This is a genomic window from Mesorhizobium sp. WSM4312, assembly GCF_002294875.1.
Taxonomy (GTDB): Bacteria; Pseudomonadota; Alphaproteobacteria; order Rhizobiales; family Rhizobiaceae; genus Mesorhizobium.
Window position 1 is genome coordinate 70395 of the sequence record NZ_NSFU01000013.1, and the last position, 15877, is coordinate 86271.

Consider the following 15877-nt stretch of genomic DNA (forward strand, 5'->3'; position numbering starts at 1 on the left):
AACGAAGCAAGGAATGTCCAGCCATTTCCGTGCGTTCGCGCCCACGCGGCATTCGCACCGGCGGCCACTCGACTCCGCCGCGGCCTTGCGTAAGATCGGTCGCGGCGAGGGAATTCGATGCGACCACAGCCTGCCAATATCGAGGCCGATGCCGTCATCGGCGGCATCATGAGCCTTGCGCCATGACCAGGGTTGCCGACAGGTTGATGGCGGTGCTGCTGATGGCGCTGGCCGCGGCTTGCCTTGTCCATCTCTATCTCTTGCCGGGCAGCAAGGATTTCGGCCTGACGGCCATGCATGAGCCTTGGGCGACGCAGATGGCGGTCTTCTCGCTGCTGGCACTCGCCTGCCTCGTCGGCGCGGTGCTGTTCTGGGCCGGGCTGTTGCCGGGGCGGCCGGCACGTCTAGCCGGGACACCGCTGTTCGGCCGCGCGGCCGACGTGCAGGAGACCGGCAGGCCCGGCCTGCGCGCGATCTTCTTCGCCTTGCCGTTGATCGTGCTGGCGGCACTGGCCATCGACCGGTTCGGCCCGTGGGGCGGCGCCGAGGTGACCGCCCAGCCGAATGAACCGAAGGTGGCCGAACCCAAACCCGCCGAGCCGAAGGGCCAGGATGTCGCCAGCGCACCACCGGCACCTGAGCCGGCTCCTGCGCCGGCCCCGCAACCAGTTCCGCCACCGACAGCCGCCAACCCGCCGCCGGCACCCGCGCCGCAGGCGCCGGCCGCTCCGCCGGAGGTCGCGGTCATTCCACCGCCGACCGTGGCGCCGTTGCCGCCACCGCCACCGGCGGCGCCGACGCAGCCCGACGGCCATCGCGAGGCGGTCGTCTGGCTTGCGGTGGCGCCGGACGGCCGATCGATCATGAGCGCCAGCACCGATCGTGTGATCAAGCTGTGGGACATTGGCGGCAAGCACCTCATCCGCAACCTCGGCGTCCACAAGGACATGGCGCGCACCGCGCTCTATATGCCCGACGGCGTCAGCGCCCTGACGGGCGGCGACGATGGCGAGATCGTGCTGCGCAAACTTGCCGACGGCGCCGTGCTGCATGTCTTCCAGGCCGGCCAGAATGGCGGCGTCAACAAGCTGGCCATCAGCCCGGACGGCAGGCGCGCCGTCAGCGGGCATGACACCGGCAACGTCATCGTCTGGGACCTCGTCGACAATTCCGTGCTGCATGTGCTGAGCGGGCACGACTGGTCGATCAGCGCGGTCGCCGTCTCGCCCGACGGCAAGCAGGCGCTCAGCGGCAGCATCGACGGCACGCTGAAACTCTGGGACATCGAAAGCGGCAGGCAATTGCGCAGCTGGCACGGCCACGAGCAGGGCACATATGGCGCCGTCTTCACCGCCAACGGGCATCATCTGATCACCGGCAGCGGCGACCTGACGATCAAGGTCTGGGATCTCGACAGCGGCCGCGAGGTAAAGCGCTTCGAGGGCCATGAAGGCACGATCTATACACTGGCGCTGTCGGCCGACGGCAAGCGCTTGCTGTCGGGCTCGCTCGACGGCACGGCGCGGCTGTGGGACATGGAAACCGGCAACCAGATCGCCATGTTCGACAGCCAGACCGGCCCGATCTACGCCGTGGCTTTCGCTCCGGACGGCACAGTGTTGACCGGCGGCTACGACCGCACCATCAGGGACTGGCCGGCGGCTGGAGGGGATGGCGTGGTGCTGTTTGCCGGCGCGCCGGAGTGAGAGCCTGGTGAGGTTCCGTCTTCTTGTTAGGCACTCCGAAATTCTTGATCGCCTTCCCCGCCATGCTATGTAAAAATCATGCCAGCACCCAGCCTCGTGGTCAAAGCGCCACTCGTCGTCATCGACCTCCAGACCGCCATGTTCGACGGCCTGCACGAGCCGCCGATCCACGACGCGCCCGCCATTGCCGAGCGCGCCCGGGCGGTGATCGACTGGGCAAGGCGGGGTGGACACAAGGTCGCTTTCGTCAGGCATGATGGACCTGAGGGCGATCCGCTGGCGCCGGGCGAGCCGGGTTGGCCGATATGGCCCGCCCTTGGTCAGGCGGAGGACGAGCCGACCTTCGCCAAGTCCGTGCGCGATGCTTTCAGCAATTCAGCCTTCGGCGACTGGGTGGTTGCGCAGGGGGCCGGTGGGGTTGTGATCGTCGGTGCGCAGACTGATTTTTGTGTCACGGCAACCGTCAGGGCCGCAATCGCCAGAGGGCTCTGCGTCACCGTGGTTTCCGACGCCCACAGCACGCTGGACAGCGCCAGCGAGAGCGCTGAGCAGATCATCGCCAGGCACAATGACGAATTCGCCGAGGCTGGCGTCAATCTGGTGACGACAAAGGCGCTGGTTGGCGGTTGAAGCGGCAACGACGGTCATGACAGCCCGGCCTGCCGGACGGATCACAATGCCAAGCCATGGTCGACGCGGACGGGGCGGCGCATTGTTGGGGATGGCTGGGCGCCCGCGTCAACCAGGGCGGCTCGTACCGCCGCGATAACACAATGGCACATTGCGGGGCTGCCGAAACTTCCGCGAAAGCGGAATAGGCAAGAGCCGCGGCGCGGATTCGCGCTCTGTCTCGCCGGCACCAGCGGCAATTGCGCGAAACAGTTTCCTTGGCTGCCGCATTGACCCACGGCAGGCGGGCGGCGAGGACTGGCGCTTCAGCAGCGATGGCGCCCATGAGCGAGCAGACGATGAGCGAACAGACGATTTTCCGCAACGCGAAACTGGCCGACGGGTCGCTGGCGGATTTCTTCGTCACCGGCGGCCGCTTCAGCGCCATCGTGCCGGCCGGCAAGGCGCCGCCGGCTGATTTCGCCGCCGTCGCCCCCGCCATCGGCACCCCCGGCATCGTCGACCCCGCCATCATCGACCTTGATGGCCAGCTTGTCGTGCCGGCCTTCGTCGAGGGGCACATCCATCTCGACACCTCGTTCTATGGCGATGCCTGGCGCCCGCACATTCCCTGCACCAACGGGTTCGACGTGCGCGAGCGCGTCGCCTTCCAGGCGCGAAACCTTGCCGCCGCCGCGCCGATGGCGGAGCGCGCGAAGAACCAGCTCGAGCTCTGCGTCGGCAATGGCAGCCTAGCCATGCGCAGCCATGTCATGGTCGACGCATCGGTCGGGCTCAGCCATGTCGAGACCATCCTGGCCGTGCGCGAAAAATACCGCGACCTCATCGACATCCAGCTCGTCGCCTTCCCGCAAAGCGGCATCCTGTCCTCGCCCGGCACGGCGGAGCTGCTCGACGAGGCGCTGAGGCTCGGCTGCGACCTTGTCGGCGGGCTCGACCCCGCCAGCTTCGACCGCGATGTGAAGGGCCATCTCGATGTGGTGTTCGCCCTGGCGCGGAAGCATGGCGCCGGCGTCGACATCCATCTGCATGACGGCGGCGCGCTCGGCCTATTCCAGGTCGAGGAGATCGCCGCGCGGACAAAGGCGCTCGGCATGGCGGGCCATGTCGCCGTCAGCCATGCCTATGGGCTTGGCGACATCCCGCCCGACGCGCTGGCGAGGGCCGGCGCGATGCTGGCGGCCGCCGGCGTCGCGATCATGACCAATGCGCCCGGCAACCATGCCTTCCCGCCGGTGGCGGCCCTGCGGCAGGCCGGCGTCACCGTGTTCAGCGGTTCCGACAACATCCGGGATTCCTGGTGGCCCTATGGCGATGGCGACATGCTGAACCGGGCCAACATGATCGGCTATCGCTCCGGCTTCTACGAGGACCGCGAGCTCGCGGCGGCCTTCGATGTGGTGACCCATGCCGGCGCCAGGGCACTGGGGCTGGCGGACTATGGCATTGCCGTCGGCGCCAAGGCCGACTTCGTCGCCATGCCGGCGCAGCACGTGCCCGAAGCGGTGGTGGCCGTGCCGAAGGACCGCACGGTCTACCGGCGGGGCAAGGCCGTCGCCAGAGATGGCAAGGTGCTGGCGCGCTGACACGCGCTGCCGGCAGAGGGCGGCGTCGCGGATTGCGCACACATCAATCGACCGCCTGGGCCGATCGGGCTGGCACGGAGGACAGCGCGCGTTGATCAGGCGGCTGCTGGCCGAAATAGAGCAAGCCGCCCAGGACAAGGAAAACGATCCCAACCGCCACAAGTCCGACCATCAACACGGCGACCGCCGTGCCCGGGCCGTGGCCTGTTCTGGTGATGATGGACCGATGGTGCATGGCTCTTCCTCCGAAATCCCGTCCGGTCAGCAGATCTTGCGGCAAACGACGGCGGAGGCGGTATGTTCCCGGTGACGGCCCACATCGGCCTTTTGCGTTTCCTTTTGGGACCAAGGTCTTAGGTGAGGTATGCAAAGGTCCGACGGGTCCTGTTCGGTTCCGGCAATGTCCATCGGATGTTCCGCTATTTTAGCCAACTCGGATATGAAGGCTTTGCCCTTCGAGGGCCAATTCGGGCGTCGAGCAGAGCAGATGTCGGCCGCCCGGCATCTAATAGCGGTGTGCCAACTTTCACATTCATTGGAGAAAATGCGCCCCAGAAGGCAGGTGAAGTGGAACTTGGTTCAGTCCGGATGTCGCGGCAAACAGGCCGTTGCCGAGAAGCGGAACCATTTGAGGAAGCTCACCGGCTCGCAGGCCAAGCGGGCCCGGGAACCCTGGATTGCCGCAAGCCCGGAGGATTACGCGGACATTGCGGGGAGGGAGCGCTTGCAGGTCTGAAAGGGCGTTGGCCCTCATGTCTCGTCGAACCGCCCCTCGCGTGTCGGGTGCCGCTTGATCGCGGCTTCTTCCTCGTCGTCGGGCAAGGCGTCGTCGCTGTGCTGGAGAGCGTTGTCATCGTCCTCCTCCGGCAGGTCGCCGTCCTTTTCGACGGCGTAGCGCATGTCGCCGTTTTCCGACACGGTATCGGGCAGGATCTGGGCACCCTTGATCGCGTCCCAGTCCTGCTGCTCGATGGTCGGACCCTCGACCTCAGGGCTTTCGTCATCGCCGGTGCGTGGTTTGCTGCGCGGTGCCATGCTGGCCTCCAATCCTTGAAAAGACTGAAAGCAAAACTCGAGGTGCGGTGGTTGGTTCCCGGTCCCCGTGGCAAGGGGTTCGGATGCCCTTCGGACTTGAGCTTGCGGGTGCAACTACCACAGCCACCACCACAGCGCCGCAACCACCACCGCAACGGCGGCAAGCGCCAGACCCAGCATGATGTAGGAGCCCTTGATGATGTCGCGGATGATCTTCTTGATCGTCTCGCGGTCATTGAGGTTGGGGAAGGGTTCGTTGGGCAGCGCCACGCCAAGGAAATCGCAGAGCGGCGCCCAGCCTTCGGTCACCTTGTAGACCAGCAGTCTGTGCGGGGGCACGGCCGCCTTCACTTCCTCGACATAGGCGTTGTATCGCGCCACCGCCTTGGCGCGGTCGTTCATCACGCCATCCAGCGTGCGGCCCCATATCAGCTTGCGCGACATGTCGCCGAATTTCCAGCCGAAGGGCGTCAGCCATTCCAGGATCCTGAACTGCCAGACATTCTCGGTGAAGTAGATCGTGTCGATCGTGCTTTCGTACCACGCCTCGGCGCCGCGCGGATGCAAGGTCAAAAGCACCTTGGCGTCGGGGAAGGCGGCCAGCAATTCCTTCCACACACAGCAACCGGGATTGTCGACTGTCGCCGTATAGTTGGCGAAGACGCGGTTCCAGTCGTGCTGGCTGCCGGGTGGGCTGTTGGCCACCTTGCGCCAGAAATCGAGATGGCCCTTGTTGGCCTTGTTCATGATCACTTCCTGCATGTGATAGCAGGGCAGACCGAGCCTGTTCAGCGCGGCAAAAGTCGACCACGTGCCGGTGCGGCCGAAACCGGCTCCGATCAGTTTGAGCGTCATTTCCCCATCCCCCGGACTTATTTTCTGCGCCACCCGCAGTCCGTGAGCATCAAATTGCTCCCGACCAGGTCAACGCGCAACAAATTTCGAGGCTGGGCTAAGGTCGGACGATCACATAGTTGCGTAGTTGCTAAAATAATGAAACTTTATAGGCGGGCATTGGGAATTCGGGCAGGGAGTCGTGCGAAACCGGGTGGTTTCGGCGATGCGGGATCGATGTATTTTGGACAATTTCTCGTGGGGATGTCAGCCACGACCACCTTCGTCGCGGTATGGGCTTACATGGCCACCGGTTCTTTCTGGAAGGCGCTGGGCTGGACGATAGCCGTGCTGGTGGTCCTCCAAGTCGGCTATTTCGCGCTCGTCATGCGGCTGATCTACAGTCGCGCACGCAAGGCGGTGAGCGAGGGTGAGGTCGACGGTGTTCCGCCGCTGCATCGCGACGGTGTTTCGCTGTGAGGCCGATCACTTGTGAGGCCGGATACCGGGGATAGATCGGCAGTGGGACGACCGACTACCAGCCCCTGTTCCCGGCCGGCGAGCCTTTTAATGTCTTCCATGACGGCATGTGGAACGACGGCGTGCGCTCTACGTTAGCTGTCGCCAAGGCAATCGACGGTTCGCGTTCTATCTGGAAAAGAGCACCTCGCATGCATCCTCCGAGTCAAGTGCATTCCGCGATATTCCTCAAATCCGGTAATTAATCGCGGATTGTCAAAAGCATAGATTGCGTGCTTTCGCTCGATTTCGAAAAAATAGAAAATAGGCATTTGTTGGGCGTGTCGCATTTATTCCACAAATCGCGATGGAACCTCGTGACGGTGGCCGAGTTCTCCTACAGGGCCGGAAGCCCGGATAATGGATATGGAGGTTGTTATGAAACATTATCTTTCGAGTGCGGCAGCCGCGATCGTCCTGATGGGCGGCATCGGTGCGGCCCTGGCGGACACCATCGTCGTTCAGCCGGAGCAGGAAACTGTGGTTCGCGAATACGTCAAGAAGCAGCCGCTGGCGTCGGTCAATCTGCTGGGCCTTGAGCTCAAGCTCGGCTCGCCGGTGCCCGATAAGGTCGAACTGCGCGAAGTGCCCAACGTCAAGTATCGCGTCGCCGTGATCAACGACCAGACTGTCCTGGTCGACCCGGACACCCGTCAGATCGTAGAAGTGCTGCACTAACCGGTTCAGCATCAGGCATTTGAAAAAACCCGCTACCAATCTGGTGGCGGGTTTTTCTTGCCAGCTTTTGCCGCCGCCTATTCGGCGGCCAGCTTGTCCTGCGTCTTGGTGTCGAAGTCGCTGGCGTCGTGGCGCTCATGCAGTTGCAGGGCCGGCTCGCCGAAGGCGCGGTTGACCATGCGGCCGCGCTTGACCGCCGGGCGGGCGTCGATTGCCTTGGCCCAGCGCTGGACGTGCTTGTATTCCTGCACCGACAGGAACTCGCCGGAATCATTGTACATGCGTCCGAGCGCCAGCCCGCCATACCAGGGCCACACCGCCATGTCGGCGATCGTGTAATCCTCGCCGCCGAGATATTCCGTCTCCGCCAGCCGGCGGTCGAGCACATCGAGCTGCCGCTTGGTTTCCATGGCGAAACGGTCGATGGCATATTCGAATTTCTGCGGCGCGTAGGCATAGAAATGGCCGAAGCCGCCGCCCAGATACGGTGCCGAACCCATCTGCCAGAACAGCCAGGACAGGACTTCCGCGCGCGCCGGCTGCTCGGTGGGCAGGAATTCGCCGAACTTTTCGGCGAGATAGACCAGGATCGAGCCGGATTCGAAGATACGCACCGGCGTGGCGCCGCTGCGATCCATCAGGGCCGGGATCTTGGAGTTGGGGTTGACCTCGACGAAGCCGCTGCCGAACTGGTCGCCATCGTTGATCCGGATGAGCCAGGCATCGTATTCGGCGCCCTTGTGACCGCGCGCCAGAAGCTCCTCCAGCATGACGGTGACCTTGACGCCATTCGGCGTCGCCAGCGAATAGAGCTGCAGCGGATGCTTGCCGACGGGCAATTCCTTGTCATGCGTCGGCCCGGCGATCGGCCGGTTGATGCTGGCAAAGGCGCCGCCATTTGCCTTGTTCCAGGTCCATACTTTCGGCGGGGTGTAGTCTGTCATGTCGGGCCTCGGGTGGGGATGGGAAGGATGTGATTGAGCGGATGCATCTACAGCTAGGGCTACAGAGGCGAAAGTTCAACTTGCGTTGAACTATTGTTTTATGTGGGCGCCGCGCCCCCAGCCCTTCGGGCGTTCAGCCCCTTCAAAACCTCCACGGGACCTTTTGATCCGCCTGAAGGCGGACCGGGCCTTCACCGTTCGAAACTCGAAAGCCAAGCAATTGGCTTTTCGTGGCCTGCGGCCCCCGTTTCTCACCCCTTGCAGCATCCCCTCCGAGCCATACCTATAGGAGAAGCCGCCAAGCATTTGCATCGCAGGACAAAATCATGGCCATCAATCCCAATCCGCGCTCCGTCGTTGCCGTGCGCGCCACTGTTCCCGAGGATGCCTTCACAGCCGGCGCGCTGGGCACGCTCAGGGAAGGCAGCGGCGTCGTCATCCGCAATGACGGGCTGGTGCTGACCATCGGCTATCTCATCACTGAGGCCGAAGAGGTCTGGCTGACCGCGCATGACGGCCGTGTCATCCCGGCGCACGCGCTGGCCTATGATCAGGAATCGGGTTTCGGCCTTGTCCAGGCGCTGGCGCCGACCGGCCTGCCGGCCGTGGCGCTGGGCGATGCCGGCAAGGCCAGGATCGGCGACGCGGTGGTGCTTGCCGATGGCGTCGGCCGGGCGGTCGAGGCCAAGATCGTCACCAAGCAGGAATTCGCCGGCTATTGGGAGTATCTGCTCGACGAGGCGATCTTCATCGCGCCAGCGCATCCGTCCTGGGGCGGGGCGCCGCTGTTCAGCGCCGACGGGGCGCTGCTTGGCATCGGTTCGCTGCGCCTGCAGATGAGCCGCGCCGGCGAGGTCGCCGATATCAACATGGTGGTGCCGATCGACCTGTTGCCGCCGATCCTCGACGATCTGCTGACGCGCGGCCAGGTGGCCAAGCCGCCGCGCCCGTGGCTCGGCGCCCTGTCGGCCGAAAGCGACGGCAAGGTGGTGGTGATGAGCGTGACCGAGGGCGGCCCGGCGGCAAAAGCCGGCCTGCGCCAGGGTGACGTCATCTCAGAGGTGCGCGACGGCGCCGTCGACGGGCTCGCCGATTTCTATCGCAAGCTGTGGGACAGCGGCTCGGCCGGCGCCGAGATCCCGATGCGGGTGGTGCGCGACGGCCGCGAGACCTGGCTGCGCGTCAAATCCGCAGACCGCGGCAGTTTCTTGAAGAAGCCGCAACTGCAATAGGCCCGGTGTCGGCCCGGCAATGCACCCCAGACTGCTCAAGACCTTCCTCGCGGTGGCGCGCAGCCGCAACATCACGCGTGCCGCCGAGGCGGTTCACCTCGCGCAATCGAGCGTCAGCGACCAGATCCAGTCTCTCGAGGCCGAACTGGGTGCTGCCCTGTTCACGCGTTCGAAGTCCGGCCTTGAACTGACGCCGGCGGGGCTGGCGCTGAAGCCGATCGCCGAAGAGCTGCTGCGGCTCGACGGCGAGGCGCGCGCCGCGGTGCTGGCGGCTGCCGGGCGCAGCAGCGGGGCACTGACCATCGGCGCGCTGGAAACGATCGCCTCGGCCCGGCTGGCGCCCTGGCTTCCGGGGTTCCAGGCTGGCCATCCCGACATCACCGTGCGGATGAAGGTGGCCGACAGCGGCACGCTGCGGCGCCTGCTGGAGGACGGCGACATCGACGTCGCCTTCTGCTTCGAGCGTCAGGACGGTGCGAAGCGCGCCGCCGACGGACGCCTGGCCAGGCGCACGATAGGGGCCGAACCGCTGGTGCTGGTCGCGGCTCCCGGGCAAGCCGCCGCGCCGCGCGACCTGGCAGACCTGGCCGCTTTGCGCTTCGTGGCGACGGAGCCCGGATGCGTCTACCGGCACATGTTCGACACCGCTTTTGCCGAGGCGGATATGGTTCCGCCCCAACCCGCGGCCGAAGTCGGCAGCATCGGCGCCATTGCCCGGCTGGTGGCGACGGGTGCCGGGCTCGGCCTCCTTCCCCGTCTCGCCGTCAGCGATGCGCTGGCGCGCGGCGAGCTCATGGAATTGCCGTGGCCCGGCCGAAAGCGGACGGCACCGCTGACGATGGTCTGGCGACGCCGGCGCATCCAGCCGCCGGCGCTCAGGCAATTGCTCGCCGCCGCGCGCGACACGCTGGTGCCTGAACGTCTTGAGACGGGCTCAGGACTTGAATCGGCAGATGGCTCCAAGGCATTGTTTCCAAACAACTCCCTGGCGAAGACCGCCGCCAGCTAAACCAGCCGGTGCCCGCCTTCGACATGCAGCGTCGTGCCGGTGGCAAATCCGTTGCCGATGAGGAAGAAAATGGCGTCGGCGATGTCTTCGGGCTGGCCGACCCTGCCGACCGGCAGCCGCTCGGCCATCGCCGCCAGCATCTCGGCCTTGCGGTCGCCGGCGACCTGCGCCCAGATCGTGGTGTCGACCCAGCCGGGCGAAACGGCGTTGACGCGGGTCGGCGCAAGTTCGACGGCCAGCGCCCGCACCAGCCCTTCGAGCGCGGCGTTGACGGCGGCGACGACCGAGCCGCGCGCGGCCGGCCGGTAGGCGGCGATGCCGGAGATGAAGGTCATCGAGCCGCCAGCGGCAAGCCGTGGCGCGCCGTGCTTGGCAAGCAGCAGCGGGCCGAACAGCTTGCTGTCGACCATGCGTTGCGCCGCCTTCAGGTCAAGCTCCGGCAGCAGCCTGTAGGCGCCGTCGATGTCGGCCGCCGTGCTGACAATGTGGTCGAGCCCACCGATCTCGGCGAACAGCGCCGCAACCTGGCCTTCCCGGGCGATGTCTACGACGGCAACGTCCAGGCCGGCGGGATTGCCAAGCGCCTCGCGCGCCTGTCGCAGCCTCTGCTCGCCGCGCCCGGCGACGATGACCGTGGCGCCGGCCTCGACGCAGCGCCTGGCCAGCGCCAGGCCCATGCCGGAGCCGCCGCCGACGATCAGGATCTTCTGGTTCGAAAGGTTCATTTCGCTCTGCCTTTGCTTTGATGGGACAAGGGCAGAGGATTGGCAGGTCGGTCTGCCGAAAAGGAAACGGAAGAAACCGATAGCGTCATCGGAAATGCCGATGATGATGCACGAATGCGGTTTCGGTCAGCGCACCAGCGGGCTGTCCCAGACGGCGAACAACAGCGCTTTGAGCTGGTCGAAGCGCTCCGGCCCGAGCTCGGTGCGCCACTCCTCCTCGATGTCGCGCAATATGTCGACCATCTTCCAGAAGGCAGCGTGGCCGCGTTCGGTGGCGTGCACCACGCGCGCGCTGCCTTCGCCGTCGGAGCGGACGATATAGCCGTAATTTTCGAGGCTGCTGAGCAACTGGTTGATCGCCTGTTTGCTCATGCCGGCACGTTCGGCGATGGTGCCGGGGCGCGCGCCGTCCGGGCCGGGAAACTGCAGCACGGCCATATGCGGCAGGCGCAATTCGTCGAAACCGGCGGCGTTGAGCTCCTTGATCAGCCGGCGCTGGATGGCCTGCGCCGGCACGCGCAGCAGGGCGCCGATCAAAAGGTCCGTGGTCTTGGTCTGCAGGACTTCTGTGGAGGTGGCCATTGACGATCCGGTAAAGTGAGTTTACTGATTGCTAGTAAATGTAATTTACCGGAGAGGTTTGCGCAATGTCAGCCATGGATCTTCAGGTCAACCCAGCCAATGAGACCATCGGCACCAAGGGGCTGTCGGTCCGTTTCCTGGTGTCGGGCGAAAATTCGAACGGCAGTGTCGCCGCTTTCGAACTGATGGTGCCGGGCGCGCAGCGCCTGCCCGCGCCGGCGCACAGCCACGATCATTACGAGGAAACGATCTACGGGATTGACGGGGTCTTGACCTGGACCGTGAACGGCAAGCCGATCGAGGTTGGGCCGGGGGAGGCGCTGTGCATTCCACGCGGCGCCGTCCACCGCTTCGACAATAATGGCACCCGGGATGCCAAGACGCTGTGCGTCATCACGCCGGCGGCAATTGGTCCGGACTATTTCCGCGAGGCATTCGGTCTGCTCAACGCCGCTGCCGGCGGGCCGCCTGACAAGGCTGCGATGATGGAGATCATGCGCCGCCACGGCCTGACGCCGGCGATGCCGCCACCGGCCTGATGCCGGCCGAAGGCCCAGCGCGCGTCACTTATTCCTGGCAAGCAGCGAAGGCGTCGCCCGAGTTCCAGTCCCGGAATGCGATGGTCTTGCTTTCAACCGACACGGTCTTGTGCTTGGTGCTGCCGTCCGGTTGCTGCTTCGAACTGGCGCCCTTGCCGGTCAGCACGTTGTAGTCGCAGGCGCTGGCGGCATTCTCCTGCAGGTAGTCATCGGAATCGTAGGCGAAGCCGGCAACGATGAAGGCGCCGTCGCGGTAGGCGATCGTCAGCGTCTGGTTGGTGCGCTCGCTGCCGATCTCTGGCGCCGGCAGATAGAATTTGATCGAGCCGTTGGGCAGCATGGTCAGCTCCGGCTCGGTGGCGGAGTTCTCGTAGCCCGGCCGGTCGTAACCGTTCCACTCGCCACCGATCTGTTCGCGCACGATTTCGACGGGCTTGAGGTAATTATGCTCCTTGTCCCCGAGGAAGAAGTGGATGTCCATCGGGTCGGTCGGCGCGGTCTCGACCACCATGGCAAGGTCGGGAGCGCCGTCGCCGTTGAAGTCGCCGGTCAGCGCGGTGATGATCTTGCGGGTTTCTATCGGTTCGGCCAGCACCACGCCCGGCAGCAACAAGGCAAGGCCGAAAAGCAGAGATTTCATTGTGGCGTGTCCCCCAAGCGTGGCATTTGTGGTCCTATAGCACGGTGGCGAAGCGTCGAGCTCCTCCATCTGGTCGGGCGCGCTCCAGCCGCAACACGGCGATGTATCGCGCGTTCCCTATTTCGCGGCACCGTGCCTCACTGCTGACGGGAATTGGGTAGTGGGCGATGCCATAATGCCGGAAATCGCAGGATGATGGAGGCAAGATGACCGGGACGCCAGTAACGACAATCCTGAACCCGCGGGCGTGCTGATGGCGCCGGTCAAGGTCGATCCCGACAAGGTGCGGGAATTCTCCGACGCGGCGAGTTTTTATGCCTGGCTCGGCCAGCACCACGCCACCGAAAGCGAGGTGTGGATCAAGGTGCACAAGGTCGGGTCTGGACTGAAGTCGATCACGCCGAAGGAGGCCATCGATGTCGTGCTGTGCTTCGGCTGGATCGATGCGGTGCGCAAAGGGCTGAACGAAAACAGTTTTCTGCAGCGCTACACGCCGCGCGGCAAGAAGAGCATCTGGAGCAAGATCAACATCGACAATGTCGCGCGGCTGGTGGAGGAGGGCCGCATGACCGGGCATGGGCTGAAACAGGTCGAAGCCGCCAAGGCCGACGGGCGCTGGGCGCGCGCCTATGGCGGCAGCAAGGAGATGAAAATCCCCGACGATTTGCAGGCGGCCATCGATGCCGAGCCGGCGGCGAAGGCGATGCTGGAAAAACTCAGCGCGCAGAACCGCTTCTCGCTCGCCTTCCGCACCCACAACATGAAGACCGAGGCCGGCCGCAAGAAGAAGATCGAGACCTTTGTCGCGATGCTGAAGCGTGGCGAGACGATCTATCCGCAGGGCAAGAAGTAGCCTCAGCCGCCCGAATGCGGGTCGATGCCGTAGGGGTGAACCGGATAGCCCTGGCCGATGGCGTCGCCCACGCGCCCGGTCCAGGCGAGGAATGCCGGGTAGTCCGGTGGAGAGAAGCCGCTATCCCCGGCGCGGTGGCTGTAGGCGTAGATGGCGATGTCGGCGATGGTGAGGTCGTTTCCGGTGAGGAACGGCGTCTCGGCAAGGCTGCGGTCCAGGGCGGCCAGCGCGCGGGCGCCGGCCTCGCGCTTGCCGGCAACCATGGCATGGTTGCGCTCGAGCCGTCCGGTCAAGGTCCAGAAACGCAGCGAGCCGATCACGGGCTCGACATTGTACTGTTCGAAGAACAGCCACTGCATCACCTTGGCGCGCCGGTAGCGGTCCGCCGGCAGCAGGGGCGTGCCTTCGGCGAGGTAGGTGAGGATCGCGTTGGATTCGGCGATGGCGCTGCCGTCTTCGAGCTGGAGCACGGGAACCGCGCCCGCCGGGTTGAGGGCAAGGAAGGCATCGCTGTGGCTCTCGCCCTCGAAGATCGAGACGAGGCGGGTCTGGTAAGGGATCTTCAGCAGGCCGAGCAGAACCCGGACTTTCCAGCCATTTTGCGATGGCAGATAATCGTGAAGCGTGAGCATGGCCGATCCTCGTGATCGGCGAACGATCGCATAGCACGACATCAGACGACACCCGATTCCTGCCCGGTCAATTCATGCACTCGGCCGCACAATGATTGCGATCTCCGCCGCCTAATACATCAATTCCGCCTGTGCCATCTTTTCCCGAGACGATAACGGAGGCATTCCACATGACCATGCATCCCGACAAAGTCGCCCTCATCACCGGTGCCAATCGCGGCATCGGACTTGAAACCGGTCGCCAACTGGCGAAACTCGGTTTCAGCGTGCTGCTCGGCGTGCGCGATCTGGCCAAGGGCGAGGTGGCGGCGAAAGCGCTCGACGGCCATGTCGAGGCCATCGCGCTCGATGTCGCAGCATCCGACGCGGCTGCAAGGGCAGCCGATGAGGTCGAACGCCGGTTCGGCCGGCTCGACGTGCTGATCAACAATGCCGCCATCCACTACGACACCGGCTCGCGCGCCTCGCGACCGGACTGGACTGTCATCCGCGAAGCCTTCGAGACCAATGTCTTCGGCGCCTGGCGGGTGGCGGCCGCCTTCGCGCCGCTGCTCAAGGCCGGCGGCCACGGAAGGCTGGTCAATGTGTCGTCGGAGGGCGGTTCGCTGGCCTCGATGGGAGCGGGCGCGCCGGCCTACTCGACATCGAAGGCGACGCTCAATGCGCTGACCTGCGTGCTGGCGGCGGAATTGCGCGGCTCCGGCGTGCTGGTCAATGCCATCTGCCCGGGCTGGGTCGCCACCGACATGGGCGGGCCGGGCGGACGCCCGGTGGCGCAAGGGGCGGCCGGCATCGTCTGGGCCGCGACCTTGCCGGACGACGGGCCGACGGGCGGATTCTTCCGCGACGGCAAAAGACTGCCGTGGTGAGCGAACAGGTCGGGGTGGCTTGAGGCGGTTCACGATCTGAATTGCGGAGTTACCGTAAGCGCCTGTTTTGACTAACTTTCAGCGGATCCGGCTTGCCTTCTTGTACACAAGAAAAAGCCGCCCTCGCTTTTAGCGAATGGCGGCCTTTTCCCGGGAGGAAGCCAGAAAAAAGCTGGCGATCAAGCCGCCTTGGCGTGGCCGTGCTTCTTGTGGGTGTGCTTCTTGGCGACGTGCCGGTGGCCGTGCTTCTTGCCCACGTGTTTGTGGCCGTGCTTGCGCACATGCTTGCGATGCTTCTTGTGGTGCTTGTGCGCCGCCGCCTTGACCGGCGTCTTAGCTGCATCGACGGCAGCGGGAGCCGCCGGAGCAGTCGCGGGCGCGGTCGGCGCGGCGGGAGCCGTGGTCGGCGCAGCGGCGGTGGTGGCGGCCGCGTTGGCCGTGCTGGTGCCGATAACCGGCATGGCCAGACCGAGCGCAATGGCGAGACCGAGGGCGGAGAGGAGGGGCTTGTTCATGATAGGCTTTCCTTCGGATTGATGGTTGCCGTCACTGGTCGAGGTCGACCGGTGTCACTCCAAGAAGTTTCAGGGCGTTGGCGTAGGTCCGGATGCCTTGCGCCTCCTTGCGCTCGGCACAAAACCGGTTGGCCTTGTCCTGCAGTGCCTCTGCCGTGGCGATCTGGCTGGCGCTGGCACCGGGTTCGGCTTTGGTCCGGATGGCTCCGTCGAGTTGAGAACCGAGCCGGCTGCAATATTCGCTCCGGGTAACCGCCGCCTGCGCAGCCGATTGCGCGACCGCAAGCATGGCGAGCGAAATGCCTGCGAGGGCACCCATCCATCCGGTCGAACGTCGTTGCATTGTCGG

20 protein-coding genes are annotated in these 15877 nt (G+C 65.0%); 11 read left to right on the forward strand and 9 right to left on the reverse strand.

Annotated features, from left to right (window positions below):
* Positions 1-182 precede the first annotated feature (182 nt).
* The 4 genes from CK228_RS22480 to CK228_RS35365 all read left to right on the forward strand — a co-directional run bounded on the left by CK228_RS22480 (position 183) and on the right by CK228_RS35365 (position 4232).
* Entirely contained in the window at positions 183-1706 is a 1524-nt protein-coding gene (locus tag CK228_RS22480; protein ID WP_095789272.1) for a WD40 repeat domain-containing protein, read from the forward strand.
* 78 nt (positions 1707-1784) lie between these two features.
* Entirely contained in the window at positions 1785-2336 is a 552-nt protein-coding gene (locus CK228_RS22485; RefSeq protein WP_095789273.1) for an isochorismatase family protein, read from the forward strand.
* 323 nt (positions 2337-2659) lie between these two features.
* A complete protein-coding gene (locus tag CK228_RS22490) occupies positions 2660-3922 on the forward strand; it encodes an amidohydrolase family protein (RefSeq protein ID WP_245438096.1) in 1263 nt (420 codons plus the stop codon).
* 91 nt (positions 3923-4013) lie between these two features.
* Positions 4014-4232, forward strand: coding sequence for a hypothetical protein (locus CK228_RS35365; protein ID WP_179296012.1), 219 nt, complete (start codon positions 4014-4016; stop codon positions 4230-4232).
* A 440-nt stretch (positions 4233-4672) separates the two neighbouring features.
* Here the strand turns inward: CK228_RS35365 and CK228_RS22505 are convergent, their stop codons facing one another.
* Both CK228_RS22505 and CK228_RS22510 read right to left on the reverse strand, forming a co-directional pair.
* Complete coding sequence (locus CK228_RS22505) at positions 4673-4957, reverse strand: hypothetical protein (protein ID WP_095775085.1); 285 nt, start codon at positions 4955-4957, stop codon at positions 4673-4675.
* Positions 4958-5071: 114 nt separating this feature from the next.
* Positions 5072-5812, reverse strand: coding sequence for a sulfotransferase family protein (locus CK228_RS22510; protein WP_095789275.1), 741 nt, complete (start codon positions 5810-5812; stop codon positions 5072-5074).
* 216 nt (positions 5813-6028) lie between these two features.
* Between CK228_RS22510 and CK228_RS22515 the strand changes: the two genes are divergently transcribed.
* Positions 6029-6271 carry an exopolysaccharide production repressor protein gene (locus CK228_RS22515; RefSeq protein ID WP_095789276.1) on the forward strand — a complete coding sequence of 81 codons (243 nt, stop codon included), beginning with the start codon at positions 6029-6031 and terminating at the stop codon, positions 6269-6271.
* A 417-nt stretch (positions 6272-6688) separates the two neighbouring features.
* Complete coding sequence (locus CK228_RS22520; protein ID WP_095775199.1) at positions 6689-6988, forward strand: DUF1236 domain-containing protein; 300 nt, start codon at positions 6689-6691, stop codon at positions 6986-6988.
* A 77-nt stretch (positions 6989-7065) separates the two neighbouring features.
* Here CK228_RS22520 and yghU read toward each other — a convergent pair whose 3' ends face one another.
* Positions 7066-7932, reverse strand: coding sequence for a glutathione-dependent disulfide-bond oxidoreductase (gene yghU, locus CK228_RS22525; RefSeq protein ID WP_095789277.1), 867 nt, complete (start codon positions 7930-7932; stop codon positions 7066-7068).
* A gap of 326 nt (positions 7933-8258) precedes the next feature.
* Here yghU and CK228_RS22530 point away from each other — a divergent pair, with 326 nt between their 5' ends.
* Positions 8259-9164: a S1C family serine protease gene (locus CK228_RS22530; RefSeq protein WP_095200613.1), complete on the forward strand. Its 906-nt coding sequence runs from the start codon at positions 8259-8261 to the stop codon at positions 9162-9164.
* Between the two features lie 19 nt (positions 9165-9183).
* Positions 9184-10173 carry a LysR family transcriptional regulator gene (locus CK228_RS22535; RefSeq protein WP_095789278.1) on the forward strand — a complete coding sequence of 330 codons (990 nt, stop codon included), beginning with the start codon at positions 9184-9186 and terminating at the stop codon, positions 10171-10173.
* Here the strand turns inward: CK228_RS22535 and CK228_RS22540 are convergent.
* Together CK228_RS22540 and CK228_RS22545 are read right to left on the reverse strand one after the other, a co-directional pair.
* Positions 10170-10898, reverse strand: coding sequence for an SDR family oxidoreductase (locus CK228_RS22540; protein ID WP_095789279.1), 729 nt, complete (start codon positions 10896-10898; stop codon positions 10170-10172). The genes CK228_RS22535 and CK228_RS22540 overlap by 4 nt on opposite strands.
* 126 nt (positions 10899-11024) lie before the next feature.
* Complete coding sequence (locus tag CK228_RS22545) at positions 11025-11480, reverse strand: MarR family winged helix-turn-helix transcriptional regulator (protein ID WP_095789280.1); 456 nt, start codon at positions 11478-11480, stop codon at positions 11025-11027.
* 65 nt (positions 11481-11545) lie between these two features.
* Between CK228_RS22545 and CK228_RS22550 the strand changes: the two genes are divergently transcribed.
* Positions 11546-12019: a cupin domain-containing protein gene (locus CK228_RS22550; RefSeq protein WP_095789281.1), complete on the forward strand. Its 474-nt coding sequence runs from the start codon at positions 11546-11548 to the stop codon at positions 12017-12019.
* Between the two features lie 28 nt (positions 12020-12047).
* Here CK228_RS22550 and CK228_RS22555 read toward each other — a convergent pair whose 3' ends face one another.
* Positions 12048-12659 (reverse strand): hypothetical protein, encoded by a 612-nt coding sequence (locus tag CK228_RS22555; RefSeq protein WP_095789282.1) that lies wholly within the window; start codon positions 12657-12659, stop codon positions 12048-12050.
* Positions 12660-12912: 253 nt separating this feature from the next.
* Here CK228_RS22555 and CK228_RS22560 point away from each other — a divergent pair, with 253 nt between their 5' ends.
* On the forward strand, positions 12913-13512 hold the full coding sequence (locus CK228_RS22560; RefSeq protein WP_095789283.1) for a YdeI family protein: 600 nt from the start codon (positions 12913-12915) through the stop codon (positions 13510-13512).
* Between the two features lie 2 nt (positions 13513-13514).
* Here the strand turns inward: CK228_RS22560 and CK228_RS22565 are convergent, their stop codons facing one another.
* Positions 13515-14144: a glutathione S-transferase family protein gene (locus CK228_RS22565; RefSeq protein WP_095789284.1), complete on the reverse strand. Its 630-nt coding sequence runs from the start codon at positions 14142-14144 to the stop codon at positions 13515-13517.
* 170 nt (positions 14145-14314) lie between these two features.
* Between CK228_RS22565 and CK228_RS22570 the strand changes: the two genes are divergently transcribed.
* Positions 14315-15013, forward strand: coding sequence for an SDR family NAD(P)-dependent oxidoreductase (locus CK228_RS22570; RefSeq protein ID WP_095789285.1), 699 nt, complete (start codon positions 14315-14317; stop codon positions 15011-15013).
* Between the two features lie 179 nt (positions 15014-15192).
* On the opposite strand, the gene CK228_RS22575 is transcribed toward CK228_RS22570, so the two are convergent.
* Both CK228_RS22575 and CK228_RS22580 read right to left on the reverse strand, forming a co-directional pair.
* Entirely contained in the window at positions 15193-15528 is a 336-nt protein-coding gene (locus CK228_RS22575) for a hypothetical protein (protein ID WP_095789286.1), read from the reverse strand.
* A 31-nt stretch (positions 15529-15559) separates the two neighbouring features.
* Complete coding sequence (locus CK228_RS22580; protein WP_179296013.1) at positions 15560-15871, reverse strand: hypothetical protein; 312 nt, start codon at positions 15869-15871, stop codon at positions 15560-15562.
* Positions 15872-15877: the final 6 nt, after the last annotated feature.